18 protein-coding genes and 1 pseudogene are annotated in these 16,974 nt (G+C 50.4%); 11 read left to right on the top strand and 8 right to left on the bottom strand.

Annotated elements, in window-relative coordinates:
• Positions 1-5: 5 nt before the first annotated feature.
• The 7 genes from QOL82_RS19985 to QOL82_RS19955 form a co-directional block, all read right to left on the bottom strand.
• Positions 6-965, bottom strand: coding sequence for an HAD-IC family P-type ATPase (locus tag QOL82_RS19985; RefSeq protein ID WP_283444069.1), 960 nt, complete (start codon positions 963-965; stop codon positions 6-8).
• Positions 966-971: 6 nt separating this feature from the next.
• Positions 972-2,384, bottom strand: a complete 1,413-nt coding sequence (locus tag QOL82_RS19980) for a heavy metal sensor histidine kinase (RefSeq protein ID WP_283444068.1) — start codon at positions 2,382-2,384, stop codon at positions 972-974.
• Positions 2,381-3,055, bottom strand: coding sequence for a heavy metal response regulator transcription factor (locus QOL82_RS19975; protein WP_283444067.1), 675 nt, complete (start codon positions 3,053-3,055; stop codon positions 2,381-2,383). Before QOL82_RS19975 ends, QOL82_RS19980 begins: the two co-directional genes overlap by 4 nt.
• A gap of 189 nt (positions 3,056-3,244) precedes the next feature.
• Positions 3,245-3,400 (bottom strand): 2Fe-2S iron-sulfur cluster-binding protein, encoded by a 156-nt coding sequence (locus QOL82_RS19970; RefSeq protein ID WP_283444066.1) that lies wholly within the window; start codon positions 3,398-3,400, stop codon positions 3,245-3,247.
• A gap of 91 nt (positions 3,401-3,491) precedes the next feature.
• Positions 3,492-3,698 carry a heavy-metal-associated domain-containing protein gene (locus QOL82_RS19965; protein ID WP_283444189.1) on the bottom strand — a complete coding sequence of 69 codons (207 nt, stop codon included), beginning with the start codon at positions 3,696-3,698 and terminating at the stop codon, positions 3,492-3,494.
• A gap of 692 nt (positions 3,699-4,390) precedes the next feature.
• A complete protein-coding gene (locus QOL82_RS19960) occupies positions 4,391-4,759 on the bottom strand; it encodes a copper-binding protein (protein WP_283444065.1) in 369 nt (122 codons plus the stop codon).
• Between the two features lie 175 nt (positions 4,760-4,934).
• Positions 4,935-5,273, bottom strand: a complete 339-nt coding sequence (locus tag QOL82_RS19955) for a DUF4148 domain-containing protein (RefSeq protein ID WP_283444064.1) — start codon at positions 5,271-5,273, stop codon at positions 4,935-4,937.
• A gap of 635 nt (positions 5,274-5,908) precedes the next feature.
• Between QOL82_RS19955 and QOL82_RS19950 the strand changes: the two genes are divergently transcribed.
• The 11 genes and pseudogenes from QOL82_RS19950 (at position 5,909) to QOL82_RS19905 (ending at position 15,899) form a co-directional block, all read left to right on the top strand.
• A complete protein-coding gene (locus tag QOL82_RS19950; RefSeq protein ID WP_283444063.1) occupies positions 5,909-6,316 on the top strand; it encodes a hypothetical protein in 408 nt (135 codons plus the stop codon).
• A 311-nt stretch (positions 6,317-6,627) separates the two neighbouring features.
• Positions 6,628-7,734, top strand: a complete 1,107-nt coding sequence (locus tag QOL82_RS19945; protein ID WP_488158810.1) for a TolC family protein — start codon at positions 6,628-6,630, stop codon at positions 7,732-7,734.
• Entirely contained in the window at positions 7,731-9,356 is a 1,626-nt protein-coding gene (locus QOL82_RS19940) for an efflux RND transporter periplasmic adaptor subunit (RefSeq protein WP_283444062.1), read from the top strand. Before QOL82_RS19945 ends, QOL82_RS19940 begins: the two co-directional genes overlap by 4 nt.
• On the top strand, positions 9,353-12,532 hold the full coding sequence (locus QOL82_RS19935) for an efflux RND transporter permease subunit (protein WP_283444061.1): 3,180 nt from the start codon (positions 9,353-9,355) through the stop codon (positions 12,530-12,532). Before QOL82_RS19940 ends, QOL82_RS19935 begins: the two co-directional genes overlap by 4 nt.
• A gap of 202 nt (positions 12,533-12,734) precedes the next feature.
• Complete coding sequence (locus QOL82_RS19930) at positions 12,735-12,959, top strand: hypothetical protein (RefSeq protein WP_283444060.1); 225 nt, start codon at positions 12,735-12,737, stop codon at positions 12,957-12,959.
• A 118-nt stretch (positions 12,960-13,077) separates the two neighbouring features.
• Complete coding sequence (locus QOL82_RS19925) at positions 13,078-13,482, top strand: copper-binding protein (RefSeq protein ID WP_283444059.1); 405 nt, start codon at positions 13,078-13,080, stop codon at positions 13,480-13,482.
• Between the two features lie 212 nt (positions 13,483-13,694).
• Positions 13,695-13,869, top strand: a pseudogene (locus QOL82_RS29300) (IS701 family transposase); the annotation flags it as partial.
• Between the two features lie 201 nt (positions 13,870-14,070).
• On the top strand, positions 14,071-14,340 hold the full coding sequence (locus tag QOL82_RS19920; RefSeq protein WP_283444058.1) for a hypothetical protein: 270 nt from the start codon (positions 14,071-14,073) through the stop codon (positions 14,338-14,340).
• A gap of 666 nt (positions 14,341-15,006) precedes the next feature.
• Positions 15,007-15,267: a DUF2933 domain-containing protein gene (locus QOL82_RS19915; protein ID WP_283444057.1), complete on the top strand. Its 261-nt coding sequence runs from the start codon at positions 15,007-15,009 to the stop codon at positions 15,265-15,267.
• A gap of 47 nt (positions 15,268-15,314) precedes the next feature.
• The gene (locus tag QOL82_RS19910) at positions 15,315-15,500 is read left to right on the top strand and encodes a hypothetical protein (RefSeq protein ID WP_283444056.1); all 186 of its coding nucleotides are present in this window, start codon (positions 15,315-15,317) and stop codon (positions 15,498-15,500) included.
• Positions 15,501-15,542: 42 nt separating this feature from the next.
• A complete protein-coding gene (locus QOL82_RS19905; RefSeq protein WP_283444055.1) occupies positions 15,543-15,899 on the top strand; it encodes a hypothetical protein in 357 nt (118 codons plus the stop codon).
• Positions 15,900-16,399: 500 nt separating this feature from the next.
• On the opposite strand, the gene QOL82_RS19900 is transcribed toward QOL82_RS19905, so the two are convergent.
• Entirely contained in the window at positions 16,400-16,873 is a 474-nt protein-coding gene (locus QOL82_RS19900; protein WP_283444054.1) for a hypothetical protein, read from the bottom strand.
• Between the last annotated feature and the right edge of the window lie 101 nt (positions 16,874-16,974).

The raw sequence follows: 16,974 nt of genomic DNA, 5'->3' as shown, positions 1-16,974 counted from the left end.
TGTAACTATTCGATTGCTGTCAACTTGTCTTCCGGCAGTAACTCGCCCTTGAAGCTTGTGATGCCGACCAGCTCACTGATACGCTTGACAGTCCGTACGTTGTCGCCAGTCAGCATGATGGTCGTCACGCCCAGCCCGTACAGTTCTTGGATAACACCGGCAACCTTGGGACGGAGCACATCAGCAGACGCGATAATGCCCAGTGGGCCGGTCTCCGAGACCAGCACGATGGCGGTTTGGGCATCCTCCTCCAGCTTGTCGAGAAGTGACTCAATCGTCGGCGAGCACATTCCGAGTTCCTCAAGCAGGCGGTGATTCCCTAGGTAAAACGTTATGTCCCCCATCAAGCCTTTCACACCGCGTCCGGGCAACGTCTCAAACTGGGAAACCGGTATTAATCTTGCTTCTGGCGGCCCCGCTTTCACGACCGCACGTGCAATTGGATGAGTAGAATGCGTATCGAGGCTAGCAGCCAACAGCAAAACATCCTCCTCCGTCCGACCCCCGAGCGGCTGCACAGACGTCACGGCTGGCTGGCCGAGGGTCAGCGTCCCGGTCTTGTCCATGGCGGTCGCTTTCAAGCGGTATCCGACTTCTAAGAACTCGCCGCCCTTGATGAGGATTCCACGGCGGCCTGCCGCAGTGAGGCCGCTGACGACCGTGACTGGAGTCGAAATAACCAATGCGCATGGGCAGGCAATCACGAGCATGACGAGCGCCTTGTACAGCCATGGCGCAAACGTAGCCTCTAGGAATAGCGGCGGAATCCCTGCGCCAAGCACCGCGACAGCGACGACCGCAGGCGTGTAGTAGCGAGCAAACGTATCGACAAAGCGTTGGGTCGGCGCCTGTCTCCCTTGGGTTTCCTCAATGACCCGCACAATCCTCGACAGCGTGCTATCACCGCTATTGGCCGACACCCGGACATCCAGTACGCCTTGCTCGTTGATGGTGCCCGCATACATTGCTCATTACACCTGTACAGCTTGGCGTGCAAGGTGGATTGGAAATATCAAAGTAAAACATGTCTTACCATGCACATCACTTCCCACTTCAACACTGCCACGATGAAGTTTCATTATTGCTTTTACAATTGACAGCCCTAACCCGCTCCCTCCGGCTTCCCTCGCCCGAGAAAATTCGGTTCGATAAAAACGATCGAAAAGCCGCGCCCGATGCTCGGCTGGAATCTGTTCTCCATAATTGCTCACGGAAAACCGTACGGTTGACTCGTCAGATATGATCTCTAGGCCGATCACGCTACCTGGAGTGCCATACCGGATCGCGTTCGATACAAGGTTCGTAATGGCTCGTTGCACCAAGGATGCGTCGACGGTGAGTGTGGCGTTCCCAGAAATTAAAAAGGACATTCCTCGATCGTCCGCAGGTAACTCCATGAAGTCCGCAATCTCGATCACCAATGTGGCGAGGTCCACTGGTTTTGCTGCCAACACAAAACTGGTACTGTCCGCATGAGCGAGGAAGAGCATATCGGTAACGAGACGATTCAAGCGCTCGATTTCTTCTACGTTTTCTTCCAAGACCCGAAGCAAATCTTCCTCGGTACGTTGTTGTGACAGCGCGACCTGCGTGCGTCCAAGGAGAATCCCAAGCGGTGTTCTCATCTCATGAGCAAGATCCCCCGAGAACTGCGATAGCCGCCCTATACCATCATCAAGGCGATCAAGCATCCCATTGAACGCTTTGCCTAACGGCAGCAGTTCAGAAGGAAGATGTTCGGGATTGATTCGTGCAGAAATATTTTTGGCGGACACTGCAACGGCCGCGTCTCGAAAGCGGTTAAGGGGCTTCAAACCAATATGGACGATTGCTAGTGCACCCAAGGAAACCAAGGCAAGCGCAAACGGTGCAGCAGTGAGCGCCGTAAGAAGAAATTTTTTGAGGATTTCATCGTCGGCCCGACGTTCAGCAGTCAAGACCATCACATAGCCGTCGCCGTTTCTGGTGGATCCCGTGGACGCGACGGAAAGCATCTTTGTGCCCGTTTCGCGAGAACGCCACTCCAAGAAGGCGTCGGGTGCCCAAGTTGCATTCTTGAGCTGGTAAAGGGACTCCTTTCCGACGTTAGTGAAAGCAACCAGCGTTTCTCCCTTATTTCCACTTTCTACAACTACATGCATCCCCTCGTGCCGCCCGAGCACCTCAGCCAGCTGGTAAGCAGCGCCGCTAATGGCAGCACTGCTGTCTTGCCGATTAACAAGCTCAGTTACCTGTTTGAGCGTGTCCTCAAGCGAATGCCTTCTTTGCTCATCAAGCGAACGAGACATCGTGTTGTACGAAAAAGCCAACACTGCAACTGCCTGGAACAATCCAAGCATACCCACCAGCAGCGCAAGCAGAAGGGCAAGACTTCGTACCCTCATGTTCGCTCTTCGAGAACGTACCCGACTCCACGTACCGTATTAATCAGCTTTACCTGAAAAGGATCGTCCACTTTCGCGCGAAGGCGTCTTATGGCCACGTCAACTACATTCGTGTCCGAGTCGAAATTAATGTTCCAAACCAAAGAAGCAATTTTGGTTCGCGATAAAACCTCGCCGCTATGACGCATCAGCAGTGCAAGGAGCGCGAATTCTTTAGCAGACAGATCGATGGGCTTTCCCGAACGAACCGCACGGTGCCTCACCGGATCAACCTGCAGATCAGCCACCTGCAGGATGATGTCCGGAGTGATTTGCTTAGTCCGTTTCAGTAGTGTTCGAACTCTTGCAAGCAGTTCAGGAAACTCGAATGGTTTAACCAAGTAATCGTCTGCGCCAAGGTCAAATCCCTTCACTTTGTCATTCGTATTTCCCTTGGCGGTAAGCATCAGCACTGGCGTGCCTTTTGTCGTTCTGAGGGCTGAAAGTACTGCAAATCCGTCAAACCCCGGCAGCATGACGTCGAGGAGAATCAAGTCATGATCGCCATTCATGGCGCTGTACAAACCGTCTGCACCTGTGGCAGCGACCTCTACTTGGTAACCGTGTTCAGTCAATCCCTGCCGAAGATAGGCGGCAGCTCGGGCTTCGTCTTCTACAACCAAGATTTTCATGTTTTGTTCTCTACGTTAGTGGCAGCCTGCTGACATGAGCTACCCTGGCCAACTTAAGCGTTTCCCTCGGCGTGGTTCATGGAATACTCAGGGATCTCTACAACAAGATTGCCAGTACCAACGATGGCCTGGCAGGAGAACCGGGACTGTGCTTGTAGACCTAAGCCATGTCGAACCTATCCTCTTCGTTTAATCGGACACATTCAAATACTCAAAACCCTCACTGATGTTGACGTGACACGTAATGCAAGCGCTAACCTTGCCGCAAGCATGTTCGATATCTACGCCGTGATCCAGCAACGCATCACAGACAGATGCAGTGCTGTCCACCTCAAACGCCCCCATCAGGAGCAGAGTCAGGGTGGGGCGAGACAGTTACAGTAGGCATTTACACTCCATTTAGAATACTGAGCAGCCAGACGACTGCCCATGCCGTTTAGACAACGCTGCTTGCAGTAACAGGATATCCTGCTTCTGCAATTGCAGAAGTAACTGCTTCCAACGGAGCAGTGCTGTTGACGCGCACCGTCTTCGGTTTCAGATCGACATCGACTTTTGCTGCGCTATCGACTGTTTGTACGGAACATGTCACACCCCGGACGCACCCGCCGCAGGTTATTTCCTCAACTTGCAATTCGTACATGGACTGAAACCATACTTTATGGGCTTCCAGTGATCGGAAGGTCAAGGCTTTTTCTTAAATAAATCGAAAAAGCTTTTTCTCAAATAATTCACTTTGCTTTTTCATTTTAAAATGAAACCCGTAAAGTTACCCACGGGGCTATTTCTATCGGACCTATGATCTAAGTAATCCTTTATCTACGTTCTGGATTCACCACATGGATGTTTTACTCTAAAGTCTAAAGAATGCTTCACCAAATTGCGGCCAGTCTAAACAATGGCATTTAAGCCCAAAGGCAAATATATTTAGTCTCAAAGCAGTTTTTTTCCATCATGCTGATCGCCTGCTCAGCAGCGTTGAGGCTCTGCTTTCGCACGCGGAGCCATTAAAAAATTATCGCCTTCGGCTGGTGCCACCCTTGATCCCAAAAGGAGGCTGCATCGGTGTTTGATGAAAAACTGCAAGGGCATTCAGTTTGATCAAGGTACTTGAACCGCCCCGGAAATGAACTGCCTCAGAAGTTGAGGCGGTAGACTTTAGTTGCGTGCTGCCTGAAGTCGATCTTGCGCCGGGCACATGCCGCGAAGCTTCGATTTGATGCGGTGCCGGTTGTTCTAGTCGACGTAAGTTTTTAGCCCGACCATTTCCAAAAAGGCTGAACTTCAGTTGTACGGCGAATCAATCTGATCAAAACAGCGTCGCCGGCAGCGACCTTAGTTGCTTTCTGACTCGAGCTTAGTAACCGAAAGCCCATTCGGAGTAACCTGAGCGGCGAATTTTATTTTTCCGCCTTCCTTAACGCCTTCGAGCAACGATCGGTCAGGCACGTTAAACACCATGGTCATAGCCGGCATACCAAGACATCTCAGTTCTTGATGCTTGATGACAATCTTTAACATGTCGTTATCAATCTTCAGAACTTCCCCTTTAACCGTCCCATCCATCTGGTATTTTGCAGTGGTGGCATCTGTTGCTACGCTGGCACCTTGATAACACGCCTCTTCGCTGTGAGCAATGCTGCTAACAAAGGGAAGAACAACGGCTGCTGTAAGGGAAAGCAATAAAACCAGTAAGCGCTTCATACAATTTCTCCGTAACAAAATCGATGAAAAGGGAAGTTATTGCAACGCTTGCCAAAGGTTTTGAAGTTACCCATTTGAAATGGGAAGGCACCCATGATGGCAAAACAGGAACTCACGGAGTTCCCCTTCTACTGCTGTATGTACCAGGATCTGAATCCTCGTTTAAGTTCGCCCTTTAGCCGCCATAATAAATATCATTCGGCTGCAAAACTGTATTTGCGCTGGACTTGCCTAACTCAGATTTTACGTTGGCGCGAGAAGTACCGTCTGGCACTGCAACTTTAGAAAATTCGACGTATTCTTGCTGTCCAGACGTACCTTTCGCTTGTCCTTGGCTCAATTCGGATCGAACTTCCGCGCGGGTCTTCGTTGATTTAATGCCAGTCATGTCCTGCCACTGATTCACTCCGCGAGCAGACTGAACATCAGGTACGTCCGAAGCTAAAGCACCGGTACTGAAAGCAGCTAGGGCTGCGGTAAGAATAACGACGCTGGACATATTGATCGGTTTCATCGGTACGTTCCTATGAGATTGATGGGTGTCTCGGATCGGAACCCATTGTTCGCGAATCCATGACCGAGAGTGTAAGGAGCGGTCGTAAACAGCCATGTGACCATTGCATTACAATTTCGTAATGCAATAAAATTTTAAAGGAAATCGGCCCCATTGTTGCAAATTCTGTTTTCTGCTAAGTCACTTCGAGAGATCATGGTCCTGAGAATTTAAAAGGTTTTGAAGAGATTTATTAATGGATAGGAAATCTAATTGATGTTTGCTTGCATCAATTTTTGGAATGAAATTGAAGTAACGAACTATGGAAGTAGCTGTTATCTATTTTACTTAATCTAGTATTTGTTTGGCTTTCTGACCTATACAACTTCATTCTTCTAAATTAAACTAAAAATTAACTTTCTAAATAACTCAATTCTGAAATTTAGGGTTACGCCGCTGGTTTCAAGCTTTACGGCAATTTACATTTGTTTAGGCTTTTACCCGGGTGAAGGCGGGATAAATCTTAGAACATGCTTTGCATTCAGATTACAAATTTGTAACGAAAAAGTCATCTTGGTCTCACTGGCCCTGCTACATACTATTGCTGGTAGTGTCATAATAGACAAACGACCTAACCACAGGAGACTTACCGTATCATGCGTTTTACTCGGCCATCACGTGTTATCGCAGCATTCGTTGCGCTGATCAGCATGCTGTTTATGCAGCTTGCTGTGGCGGGCTATGCTTGCCCGACGCTGGAACGAGGAACTACGCACGAGATCAGGGAAGCTGCGATGGAAATGGCTTCCGACTCGCTGACGCCCTGCCAGGGCATGGACCAGGAGCAGCCCAGTTTGTGTCATGCTAGCGAGCAGGCTGGCAAGCTGTCTCTCGACAAGCCGCACTCGCCTCCAGCGGCAGTGTTTGTACCCACTGCATTGATTGCCACACTACATCCATCTGGCCTACCGAATTTGTCGTCCAGCCAATGGCAAGAGCCATTTTCATTAGCGCGTAGTACCGCTCCGCCACTGTCTATTCAGAACTGCTGTTTCCGCATTTAAACCTCCAGATTGTATCGCTCGCCATCGTCACGCCTGTGTGTGAACGGTGATGATCAATGCTTTCCGGAGGTTTAATGCTTTACCCGTTTACCGCGTCATCTTCGACGCCCGTTGTCGTGTCTCGGCTCCGCCGAGGGAGTTGCATATTTGCAATCTCAGCCGCCCTGACCTTTTCGTCAGGCGCCTGGTCTCAAGAAGGATCATTAAGCCTACTCGCTGCTCAGCAGCGGGCAGTCGAACTCTCACGCCAAGTAGCCGCAAAAGACTACGCTGTTAGCTCCTCACGGGACATGGCTGTGGCGGCCGGTCAATTGCCCGACCCGATCCTGAGGGCCGGAATTGATAACCTTCCAGTCAACGGACCTGATCGGTTCAGCTTGACTAACGACTTTATGACCATGCGTCGAATTGGCCTCATGCAGGAGTTGACGCGTTCAGACAAGCGGCAGGCCCGTTCCGAACGTTTTGAACGTGAAGCGGAAAAAGGACTTGCCGAAAAATCGTTTGCTGTTGCATCTGTCGAGCGTGCAACAGCGCTCGCCTGGCTTGACCTGTACTATGCGCAGGCCATCGACGCTGCCATCACAGAGCAGAGGACGCAAGCGAAACTGGAAATACAGGCAGCTGAAGGCGCATATCGTGCCGGTCGTGGCAACCAGGCAGACATTTTTGCAGCGCGTAGTGCTGTAGCGACCTTCGATAACCAAAGTAGCGAAGCACAACGACGCATTCTCAACGCCAAAACAATCCTCTCCCGCTGGATCGGCAAAGCGGCGGATATGCCCTTGGCCGCAAAGCCACCTACCAATGAAATTCGACTCGATCCGGCGACTTTAGATACGGTGCTTCTGCATCACCCTGAAATTGCCATCGTGGCAAAGCAAGCCGAAATTGCTGCTGCAGAGGCGAAATTAGCTGAAGCGAACAAGCGGGCCGATTGGTCAGTCGAGGTAGCATACCAACAACGTGGTCCAGCCTATTCAAACATGGTTTCGGTAGGTATATCTCTTCCTTTGCAATGGGACCAAAAAAACCGTCAGGAGCGCGAACTTTCTTCCAAGCTTGCTTTGGTGGAGCAAGCCAAAGCGGAACGTGACGACATGGTGCGCGAGCATGTCGCGCAGACACGCGCAATGATCAATGAATGGGAAAACGGCAAGGAGCGGCAGCAAAGGTACGAGAACGAACTCATACCCCTTGCCAACGATCGCACCGGTGCTGTAATCGCGGCATACCGGGGTGGAAAAGCGACTTTATCCGAGGTGTTGGCCTCTCGCCGCAATGTCATTGACATGCGGCTTCAAGGTCTGCAACTGGAAGCCGAGACGGCCCGGTTATGGGCACAACTCAATTATCTATTTCCGATCGATGCGGTCGATTCGCATCAATTCATGCCTATTTTTGAAGACTCAAAATGAACGCCAAAAAGATTTTGCTTGTAGTTCTATTAACAGGTGCGCTTGGTGCCGGAGGATACGGCTTGTATTCATTCGGCATGCAACAAGGCATGAAAATGACTCCGTCGGACTCGCCAGCGAAGACCGGTCAACAAGCAGCTAATGGAACATCAGAAGCCAGTAAAGTCGATCCAGCGAGCGGGAGGAAAGTGCTTTATTGGCATGACCCGATGGTGCCGGGTCAGAAGTTTGACAAGCCCGGAAAATCACCATTCATGGACATGCAACTGGTGCCGGTGTATGCAGGCGAAGCCGGTGACGACGGCAAAATCACGATCAGTCCTCGTGTACAACAAAACTTGGGAGTGCGAACCGCCGAAGTAATCAAGGGAAACGTCGCTGCTGTCGTTGAAGCTGTTGGAAGTGTCGCCTACAACGAACGCGATGTAGCCGTTATACAGGCACGAAGCAATGGATTTGTTGAACGCCTCTACGTGAGAGCCCCGCTTGACCCAGTTCGAAAAGGTCAGCCGCTCGTTCAAATATACGTCCCTGACTGGATCGCAGCCCAAGAAGATTACTTAACCGTAAAACAGATGCAAGGACCAGAAACGAAGGACTTATTGGACGCCGCACGCCAGCGCATGCGCTTGGTAGGGATGAGCGATGAGCAGATCCGCTTGGTTGAGACTACAGCAAAGCTCCAGCCACGAATGACAATTATTGCGCCTATCAGCGGCGTTATTGCTGAGTTGTCTGTGCGCGAAGGCATGACCGTCATGTCTGGTGGTTCCCTATTCCGCATCAATGGCTTAAGCACGATATGGGTAAATGCGGACGTCCCAGAAAATCTTTCCGCCCAAGTACGCCCTGGTGCAGCGGTCCAAGCACGTACGCCATCTCTGCCAGGCACGACGCTCAAGGGAAAAGTTAGCGCTATTCTTCCCGAGGTAAATTCTGCGACGCGTACCTTAAAAGCTCGTGTGGAATTGGCAAATCCTGAGGGGCGTCTGGTCCCAGGAATGTTTGCCACCATTAACTTCACTCCCGCCACTAAACAAGAGGTCTTGACCATTCCCACGGAAGCAGTAATCCAGACGGGCAAACGTAGCGTTGTGATGGTCGCCCAAGATAACGGCGGGTTTACTCCAGTCGATGTAGAGATTGGTGCCGAGGCAAACGGGCAGACAGAGATTCGCAAAGGCCTTGAAGAAGGACAGAAAGTGGTCGTTTCAGGACAATTCCTGATTGACTCGGAGGCCAGCCTTAAAGGAACTGAAACTCGCATGGGCGACGCCCCCCAGGGCGGCACGAGCAGAACCTCAAATAATCAGACACACGCGGGAAGGGGCAAGATCGAAAGCATTAGCAATGATGAAATCACAATCTCACACGGCCCGATCCCAAGCCTGCAATGGGGCGAAATGACAATGGGTTTCAAAGCCCCGGCAAGCGGCGTACCAAAAACTATTGCGGTCGGCGACACTGTGACGTTCGAGATCCGCCCGATTAAAGATGGTGCCTATGAGATCGCCACGATTTCGCCGGCTGGTACTGCGCCAGGCGCTGCAAAGAGCAATACGGGGGGAGCCGCCTCACAAAGTCAGGAAGCGCCTCGTAGTGCAGGAGGTGCCAAAAAATGATTGCCAAGCTAATTCGCTGGTCGATTATCAACCGTTTTTTGGTATTACTTGCCACGCTGATGATGACTGCCTGGGGCATCTGGGCGTTATCGCGCACACCGGTTGATGCCCTTCCCGACCTTTCAGACGTTCAGGTCATTATCCGGACCACCTATCCGGGCCAAGCGCCGCAGATCGTTGAAAATCAGGTGACGTATCCATTGACAACGACGATGCTTTCTGTGCCTGGTGCAAAAACGGTTAGAGGGTACTCGTTCTTTGGCGATTCATTCGTCTATATCCTGTTCGAGGACAACACAGACCCCTACTGGGCTCGATCACGTGTCCTCGAATATTTGAATCAGGTCCAATCACGCCTTCCGCCCCAGGCAAAAACAGCATTGGGACCTGACGCGACTGGTGTTGGCTGGGTATATGAATACGCGCTGGTCGACCGCAGTGGAAAGATGGACCTGTCCCAACTACGCACGTTGCAGGACTGGTTCCTTAAGTACGAACTAAAAACAGTAGCTAACGTCTCAGAGGTAGCCAGCATCGGCGGGATGGTGCGTCAGTACCAGATCGTTTTAGACCCGGACAAGCTGCGTGCCTACAATATCCCGCACGGCAAAGTAATTGAAGCCGTGCAAAAGGCGAATCAGGAATCAGGCGGCTCTGTACTGGAACTTGGTGAAGCCGAGTACATGGTACGCGCATCCGGCTATCTGACGTCCCTCGATGATTTCCGGAAGATCCCCTTGACCACCACGGATGCTGGCGTGTCGGTGCGCCTGGGTGATGTCGCACGCATACAAGTCGGTCCAGAAATGCGTCGCGGTATTGCAGAACTTAACGGCGAGGGCGAGGTTGCGGGCGGGGTAATTGTTATGCGATCGGGGAAAAATGCGCTGGAAACGATTGAAGCGGTGAAAGCTAAGCTCGAAAACCTTAAATCCAGCTTGCCCCCAGGCGTCGAAATTATCCCAACTTACGACAGATCCAATCTTATTGACCGCGCTGTTACAAACCTCGAACATAAACTCGTCGAAGAATTTATTGTGGTTGCTGTCGTATGCGCCATCTTCCTTTTTCACATTCGATCTGCATTGGTAGCTATCATCTCACTCCCACTCGGGATACTGGCCGCGTACATCGTGATGTACTACCAAGGAGTCAATGCCAACATCATGTCCCTTGGCGGGATTGCCATCGCAATCGGTGCCATGGTCGACGCCGCTGTAGTTATGATCGAGAACGCCCACAAACATATCGAAGCATGGAACCACGCAAATCCGGGTAAGAAGCTTAAAGGCGAGGAACATTGGCGGGTCATCGGTGACTCTGCATCGGAAGTTGGTCCCGCGCTATTTTTTTCGCTGCTGATTATTGTCTTGTCATTCATCCCTGTGTTTACCTTGGAAGCTCAGGAAGGACGTCTTTTCTCGCCGCTGGCCTTTACGAAAACATACGCGATGGCCGCCGCTGCTGGCCTTGCCGTGACACTGATCCCTGTATTGATGGGATATCTGATTCGTGGTCGCATTCCAGCTGAGCAAAAGAATCCGCTCAACCGTTTCCTGATTGCGCTTTACCGTCCTCTACTCGACGTGGCCCTGCGATTCCCGAAGGTGACGCTTCTTGCTGCTGCTGTCTTGGCTGTCGTGACCGTTTGGCCTCTTACCCGCTTAGGAGGCGAGTTCATGCCGGCACTGGACGAAGGTGACGTACTTTACATGCCATCTGCGTTACCCGGTCTATCAGCCGGCAAAGTGTCACAACTATTGCAGCAAACCGATCGGCTCATCAAAACAGTTCCGGAGGTTGCAACCGTGTTCGGCAAAGCAGGCCGGGCAGAAACCGCCACAGACCCAGCACCTCTGGAGATGTTCGAGACAACCATTCAATTCAAACCGCGTGACCAGTGGCGTGCCGGCATGACAACAGACAAGCTTATTGAAGAGCTTGATCGCGCGGTCAAAGTTCCAGGCTTATCGAACATCTGGGTACCGCCGATCAGGAACCGAATTGATATGCTGGCCACTGGAATCAAGAGCCCTGTTGGCGTCAAAGTTGCCGGTACAGACCTGCAAGAAATCGATCGCGTCACTGGCGAGATCGAACGGGTTGTAAAAAAAGTGTCGGGGGTTTCTTCAGCGCTAGCAGAACGACTCAATGGAGGCCGCTATGTCGACGTCAACATCGATCGTGATGCAGCCGCCCGTTACGGGCTAAACATCGCACACGTACAAAGCATCGTTTCTTCCGCTATTGGTGGGGACAACATTGGAGAAACGATCGAGGGACTACAGCGGTTCCCGATCAATCTGCGTTACCCACGCGAGGTACGTGATTCAGTTGAAAAGCTGCGACAGTTACCAGTGTTGACAGAGCGCGGGGCGCAGATTCGGCTCGGGGATGTCGCCAATATCAAAATTAATGACGGCCCGCCCATGCTCAAAAGCGAAAACGCTCGCCTGTCAGGATGGGTATACGTTGATATTCGTGGCCGAGACTTAAGCTCAGCCGTGAAAGACATGCAGCAGGCGGTCGCAAAGGAAGTGAAATTACCACCTGGATATTCAATCTCCTGGTCAGGACAATTCGAATACCTTGAGCGTGCAAGCAAAAAGTTGAAAGTAGTCGTGCCGGCAACTTTGCTGATCATTTTTGTGCTGCTTTACCTCACGTTCCAGCGCTTCGACGAGGCAGCACTGATCATGGGAACACTTCCCTTTGCTCTGGCAGGCGGTATTTGGCTGGAATGGATTCTCGGCCACAACCTCTCGATTGCAAGCGGTGTCGGCTTCATTGCTCTTGCCGGTGTGGCCGCCGAATTTGGCGTGATTATGCTGCTCTACCTAAAACAAGCTTGGGAAGCCCGTCTCATAGCAGGAAAAATCAGCGAAGCAGATTTACTCAACGCGATCCGAGAAGGCGCTGTCCTGCGTGTGCGTCCCAAAGCGATGACAGTCGCGGTCATTATCGCCGGCTTGGTACCCATTATGGTCGGCTCTGGCACGGGCTCGGAGGTCATGCAGCGAATTGCCGCACCCATGGTTGGCGGGATGATCACAGCCCCCCTGTTGTCGATGTTCGTTGTGCCAGTCGTGTATCTGTTGCTGAGAAGGCGCACATTACGCCATGCCCACGTTTTCTCTCATCAACGCATCGACGCGGTCTACGAGCCGATCCAATGACTAGGAGCAACCACAAAATCCATTTAAAGACCTTTGAATTGCCGGATCGTATCTTTACTTCCCGCAAAGACCGGCAGGGACGGCGGCGCGATTACAAATCAAGTATTGAACGCGCTTTTGGCTCAATACGAAGCGGAAAAGATGCAAACAGATATTTGCCGCCATCTTTTCCAATATATAGAAGCGTAACGAGGAGCAGATCATGAAAAAGCCACTTTTAGTATTGATTGGAGTTGTACTTTTTAACACGACGCTTCCTGTTTTAGCTGGTCCAAATTGGGCGCTGATCGAAGACGGCCGCAAGGTGCATGCTGGGCGGATGCACCAAGGGTCTTCGAACGAAGTGACGCCCCAACAACAGGAGAGTAAAAACGCGAAAATGCAAAAGATGATGAAAGGGTGCCATACAATGATGAATCAAAGCTGATAACAGCCAAAGGCCGCGTTATTGGCGATTCGCTACAATAACGCAGTCAATTTCTATAACTGCCGCATTAAATATTGATTAAATAACTTTATACTTTATCTAACCGAAAAGGATTCTTATGAAAACGTTCGCAGTTGCTTCTATTCTGATTGCCCTCGCCTCTTCAAATGTAGTGTTTGCTCAGGATAATAAAATGAGCGATATGGATATGAAGGGCAAGAAAGACATGGATATGAAATCAGGTATGGAAATGAAGAACCGGAGTACTGAAAGCAAAAGCATGTCCGATTCCGGTACTGCCGGTCAGGTACATAAGGCGACCGGTATCGTAAAAAGCGTAGAACCTCAAAAAGGAACAATCACTTTGGCACATGGACCAGTCGAAAGTCTCAAATGGCCCGCCATGACTATGGGTTTTTCCGTTCGCGACAAAGCCCTGCTTAAAACGATGTCAGTTGGTAAGAATATCAATGTGGAATTTGTAAAAGAGGGAGGAAATTACGTAATTACAGAGGCTCGTTGAACATTCAGCGAATAAGTTGTAATTTGGGCACTTTAAAAGTGCCATTGTTGACAACTTCCTCGCCCTCAGCAATGAAGGGCTGTCGCGTGCGCGAAAAGGGCGGGGATTCTTACTGCGAGACGGCCGTGTCCGACCGTGAGAATGTTCTTGGCAACGTTGATGTCTCGGTTTGGCACAATTCATATCCAAGGCAATGGAACGAGCCATCATTTTTACCGGCGCCGTCGACTTGGTACTTGAGGACCAACCTGCCGCTTGAGGCCTCCTTGGCAGAAGTAGTCCTCTATATCGCTTGCGGCACTGGGTTGAGCAAGGCATAAGCAAATGAAGGATCAGCTTAGCCGGGCTCGCTTCATGGTGCGCAGTGACCATGCGATTCGCCGTCATTAAGTGCTGGTGTGCTGTGCCTTCTGCTGGTGGCAGGAAGCCCGGCGTCGGCAAGATGGTTGCCTGCCTGCGCCCTCGGAAAACCGATCTATATCGACTAGGAAGCACAATATGGGTATAGCACACATCAGCACGCAGGCAAAACGGAGCGACCCTTGAAGATTACCGTTCAATTACAGTTTTGTAATCTCCTATTGGCGAATGAACCAATCCCACGGAATGCTTACTAATAAAGCAGGTTACTTCAGTTCGCGTTATTACTTGCTGGTTGATTATCCGTCAATGGTTGCTGGCGTTACTGCCTCCCTTGTATGTGAAGGCAGTAATGATGGAGCAGGGTTACATATGTCCGGTAATCGCTACTTCAATTATCAGCTAGACGGCAGATGCTCCATGCTTTGCAAATGCATCATTTTTTTTGAATTTGTACAGCACGGTCAATGGCGAATTTTTGAATCTCATTACGGTTGATCCAGTATGCAAGCTTGAGTAATGTTACGATTTCGTCGAGCGAAAACCCAATTTTTGAGCCCACTTAATTAAGCGGATACGGTCAACAAGGTCAGGTGGATATATACGTCGCGCATCGACAATTGGCGTTCTTGGCAGCAACGCACGATTTCATTGCCGACATTTGCGACGTGGGCAAGGTGCCCGATTGTTTAGCCATATTTGCTGCTGTTGGTGTTAAAACCCTTGACTCTGGCGGCAATGAGAGATTCTTTTATGTACTTGTTTCACGATTCTGAATCAACAATTTAAGCACCTCAAGCAAGGGAATCTTTACCTGTTGGGAACATGACGACTCAATCGCCAGTTATAAAAGTTCTTCTGTTTTGTTTGCCGCAATTGGTTTGATGGCAATCGTTGCCGTCGTGGCGAAAGCGTTCATGCATACAAACATGATGACAATGATGGGTCTCCGTTAGAGATGGCTAGTGCATGCTGGGAATTGATGGGTCGACTGCTCTAGGAGCCGGAAAGATCGACATACGCGTTCATCTTTATAACGCGCTTGGAACAGTCGCCAAACGAATCAAACGCCTTTGGAAAACACGAGTGAAACGCAGTCCTGAATGGCATTGAGGGCGAAGCGAATTTGGGCTGTAAAACGCAAACTACCTGAGGAAATTAAAAATGTGTAATGCTAAAACTATGTTGAAAATGGGGCTTGTGATGTTGGCGGTAGTAGGTATCACCTATGTGGCGCTACCGGACTTCCGCGATTGGATTCTCGCTGCCTCGCCGACGTTGTTATTCCTGCTCTGCCCTCTGTCGATGCTCTTTTGCATGAAGATGATGCATAGCCAAAATGGCCAGAGCTGCGCCACTTCCGACAGCGAACAAAAGCCTCAAGCACCATCGCCAAACATCGATATGACAGATAAAAGAGGGTAACAGGCACCAAGCGGAGGCGTTCCACCTTTCTTCTTTTTGGAGCAACCATGGCAAGTGTCGCTAACGTGGATGTTATATTGTCACTTGAGCTGCAATGGCGTGATGTTGAAGCCTCGTTGGATCTTGCTACGGCCTTCATGAGCAAAGATAGCAGTGATTGGCAATCTCGACTGCCATGGCTTGGAAGTGGTAACCCCATCAACACTGCCACTCTACAAAACGAGCCTTACTGAGGGCAGTAATTTTAATCCCGAGTGTTTTTGAAGGAGATTTAAATGAAGCAAATACGCATATTAATTCTTGGCTCCACCATCATTCTCGCGGGCTGTGTTTCAGCAGGGGCCCAACAGCCGCAAGCTGGAAGCGAAGTGAAGATGGGCGGGATGATGAGAGGGTCCGGCAAAATGATGATGGACATGATGAAAATGGACTCCAATAACGATGGCAAGATCACCAAGGACGAGTTCATGAAGTCGCATGAAGCCATGTTCGATATGATGAAGGGCAAGGATGGTGTCATCGATGCGACCAGCATGGCGAAGCACTGCGACATGATGCATGGCATGATGACGGGTAGCATGGGCAAGCATGACAACATGCCGCAGCACGAGATGGGAAAACCCAACCGTTAACATATGTATGGTAGTCGCTGCACTAGCCGACAAGCCTGCCGGTAATGTCTGGGCGGTCCTGATCAAAGGGAAGACCTTTGATCAGGCTAAATGAAAATTTAATGAAATGTCGCGGCATGATGTTTGCGCCGCATGATCGAAATTGAATGTAGCCGTGTTGCAACGGGGCAGCAGGCAGCAGCAAAGTGATGGCTCAAAAGGTGCTATGAGGTAAAGACAATTCGCCAGACGGTCAGGGGGGTCAAGCCCGCTCTTCAGAAAGAAATTTTGCCTGAAAATTCCATCTGAGCCCACAGGATAAATACCGTTGCAATTAGGCCGTATTCCTTGATATTTTATGCTGCTATAGATTTGGCTCGCAAACAGATACAGATCCAGTAACTACACCTATGGAGCAGTACCACAAAAATAAATATATGTATGAGCCTTTTCTACAAAGCTTGCGTTTCTGGACATTTCCATACAAGGGCAACCAATTAAGTGCTTCCGATGAAGAAAATTTACACCCGCAGTCTCAGGTTAAGCCACCATTCAGTCACTCCGAATATGATCGGCGGCAGAACGATCATTTGTAATATTGGACTAAGGCCCACCTCCAAGCCTGGCAAGCGCGGCATGCTGTTGGTATAGGTCCATCGTTCAATCACATACACTGCGCCCCACTCAATGATTACTGCTATGGAAAACCCCGAAAAAAGCATCAATGCATATCCAGCTGTGCCTGGCTTGTCAGTCCAGTCGGAACGACGCGACACCCCTAAACCGATACCAAAAATCGTCAGGAGGATGATGCCGTCGCCAAGACTTGGAACGATGCAGTGGACTGCAAATTCCAACAAATCGCCCTCCTCTACATAAAGCGACATTTGCCCTACTTCCCACGGAAAATTGAAAAGTACGGCGACGACAAATATTGTTGCGATTCTGGGTAGACTTCTCGCCATCGTACGCTCTCTCCTGAGCAGTCGTGTCATTTAATGCATCTCGTTATACACAAGTCCGGTCTGCTGACTTCGTAGGGTGCAGAAGAAGTTGATATTCTTTTGTAAGACGGGGTTGTAAACCTCGACGAATT

It is taken from the genome of Noviherbaspirillum suwonense (genome assembly GCF_900182955.1).
GTDB classification, from domain to species: domain Bacteria; phylum Pseudomonadota; class Gammaproteobacteria; order Burkholderiales; family Burkholderiaceae_D; genus Noviherbaspirillum_A; species Noviherbaspirillum_A suwonense.
Note: the sequence above shows the minus strand (reverse complement) of the source record. Positions and strands in the feature narration are given on the sequence as shown.

Excerpts from the sequence above, each read along its gene's own strand:
- QOL82_RS19955 (WP_283444064.1), bottom strand. The coding sequence starts at position 5,273 with ATGAAACCGATCAATATGTCCAGCGTCGTTATTCTTACCGCAGCCCTA.
- QOL82_RS19905 (WP_283444055.1), top strand. The coding sequence starts at position 15,543 with ATGAAGCAAATACGCATATTAATTCTTGGCTCCACCATCATTCTCGCG.
- QOL82_RS19910 (WP_283444056.1), top strand. The coding sequence starts at position 15,315 with ATGGCAAGTGTCGCTAACGTGGATGTTATATTGTCACTTGAGCTGCAA.
- QOL82_RS19980 (WP_283444068.1), bottom strand. The coding sequence starts at position 2,384 with ATGAGGGTACGAAGTCTTGCCCTTCTGCTTGCGCTGCTGGTGGGTATG.
- QOL82_RS19950 (WP_283444063.1), top strand. The coding sequence starts at position 5,909 with ATGCGTTTTACTCGGCCATCACGTGTTATCGCAGCATTCGTTGCGCTG.
- QOL82_RS19940 (WP_283444062.1), top strand. The coding sequence starts at position 7,731 with ATGAACGCCAAAAAGATTTTGCTTGTAGTTCTATTAACAGGTGCGCTT.
- QOL82_RS19900 (WP_283444054.1), bottom strand. The coding sequence starts at position 16,873 with ATGACACGACTGCTCAGGAGAGAGCGTACGATGGCGAGAAGTCTACCC.
- QOL82_RS19925 (WP_283444059.1), top strand. The coding sequence starts at position 13,078 with ATGAAAACGTTCGCAGTTGCTTCTATTCTGATTGCCCTCGCCTCTTCA.
- QOL82_RS19960 (WP_283444065.1), bottom strand. The coding sequence starts at position 4,759 with ATGAAGCGCTTACTGGTTTTATTGCTTTCCCTTACAGCAGCCGTTGTT.
- QOL82_RS19965 (WP_283444189.1), bottom strand. The coding sequence starts at position 3,698 with ATGTACGAATTGCAAGTTGAGGAAATAACCTGCGGCGGGTGCGTCCGG.
- QOL82_RS19930 (WP_283444060.1), top strand. The coding sequence starts at position 12,735 with ATGAAAAAGCCACTTTTAGTATTGATTGGAGTTGTACTTTTTAACACG.
- QOL82_RS19985 (WP_283444069.1), bottom strand. The coding sequence starts at position 965 with ATGTATGCGGGCACCATCAACGAGCAAGGCGTACTGGATGTCCGGGTG.
- QOL82_RS19975 (WP_283444067.1), bottom strand. The coding sequence starts at position 3,055 with ATGAAAATCTTGGTTGTAGAAGACGAAGCCCGAGCTGCCGCCTATCTT.
- QOL82_RS19970 (WP_283444066.1), bottom strand. The coding sequence starts at position 3,400 with ATGGGGGCGTTTGAGGTGGACAGCACTGCATCTGTCTGTGATGCGTTG.
- QOL82_RS19915 (WP_283444057.1), top strand. The coding sequence starts at position 15,007 with ATGTGTAATGCTAAAACTATGTTGAAAATGGGGCTTGTGATGTTGGCG.
- QOL82_RS19935 (WP_283444061.1), top strand. The coding sequence starts at position 9,353 with ATGATTGCCAAGCTAATTCGCTGGTCGATTATCAACCGTTTTTTGGTA.
- QOL82_RS19920 (WP_283444058.1), top strand. The coding sequence starts at position 14,071 with ATGAACCAATCCCACGGAATGCTTACTAATAAAGCAGGTTACTTCAGT.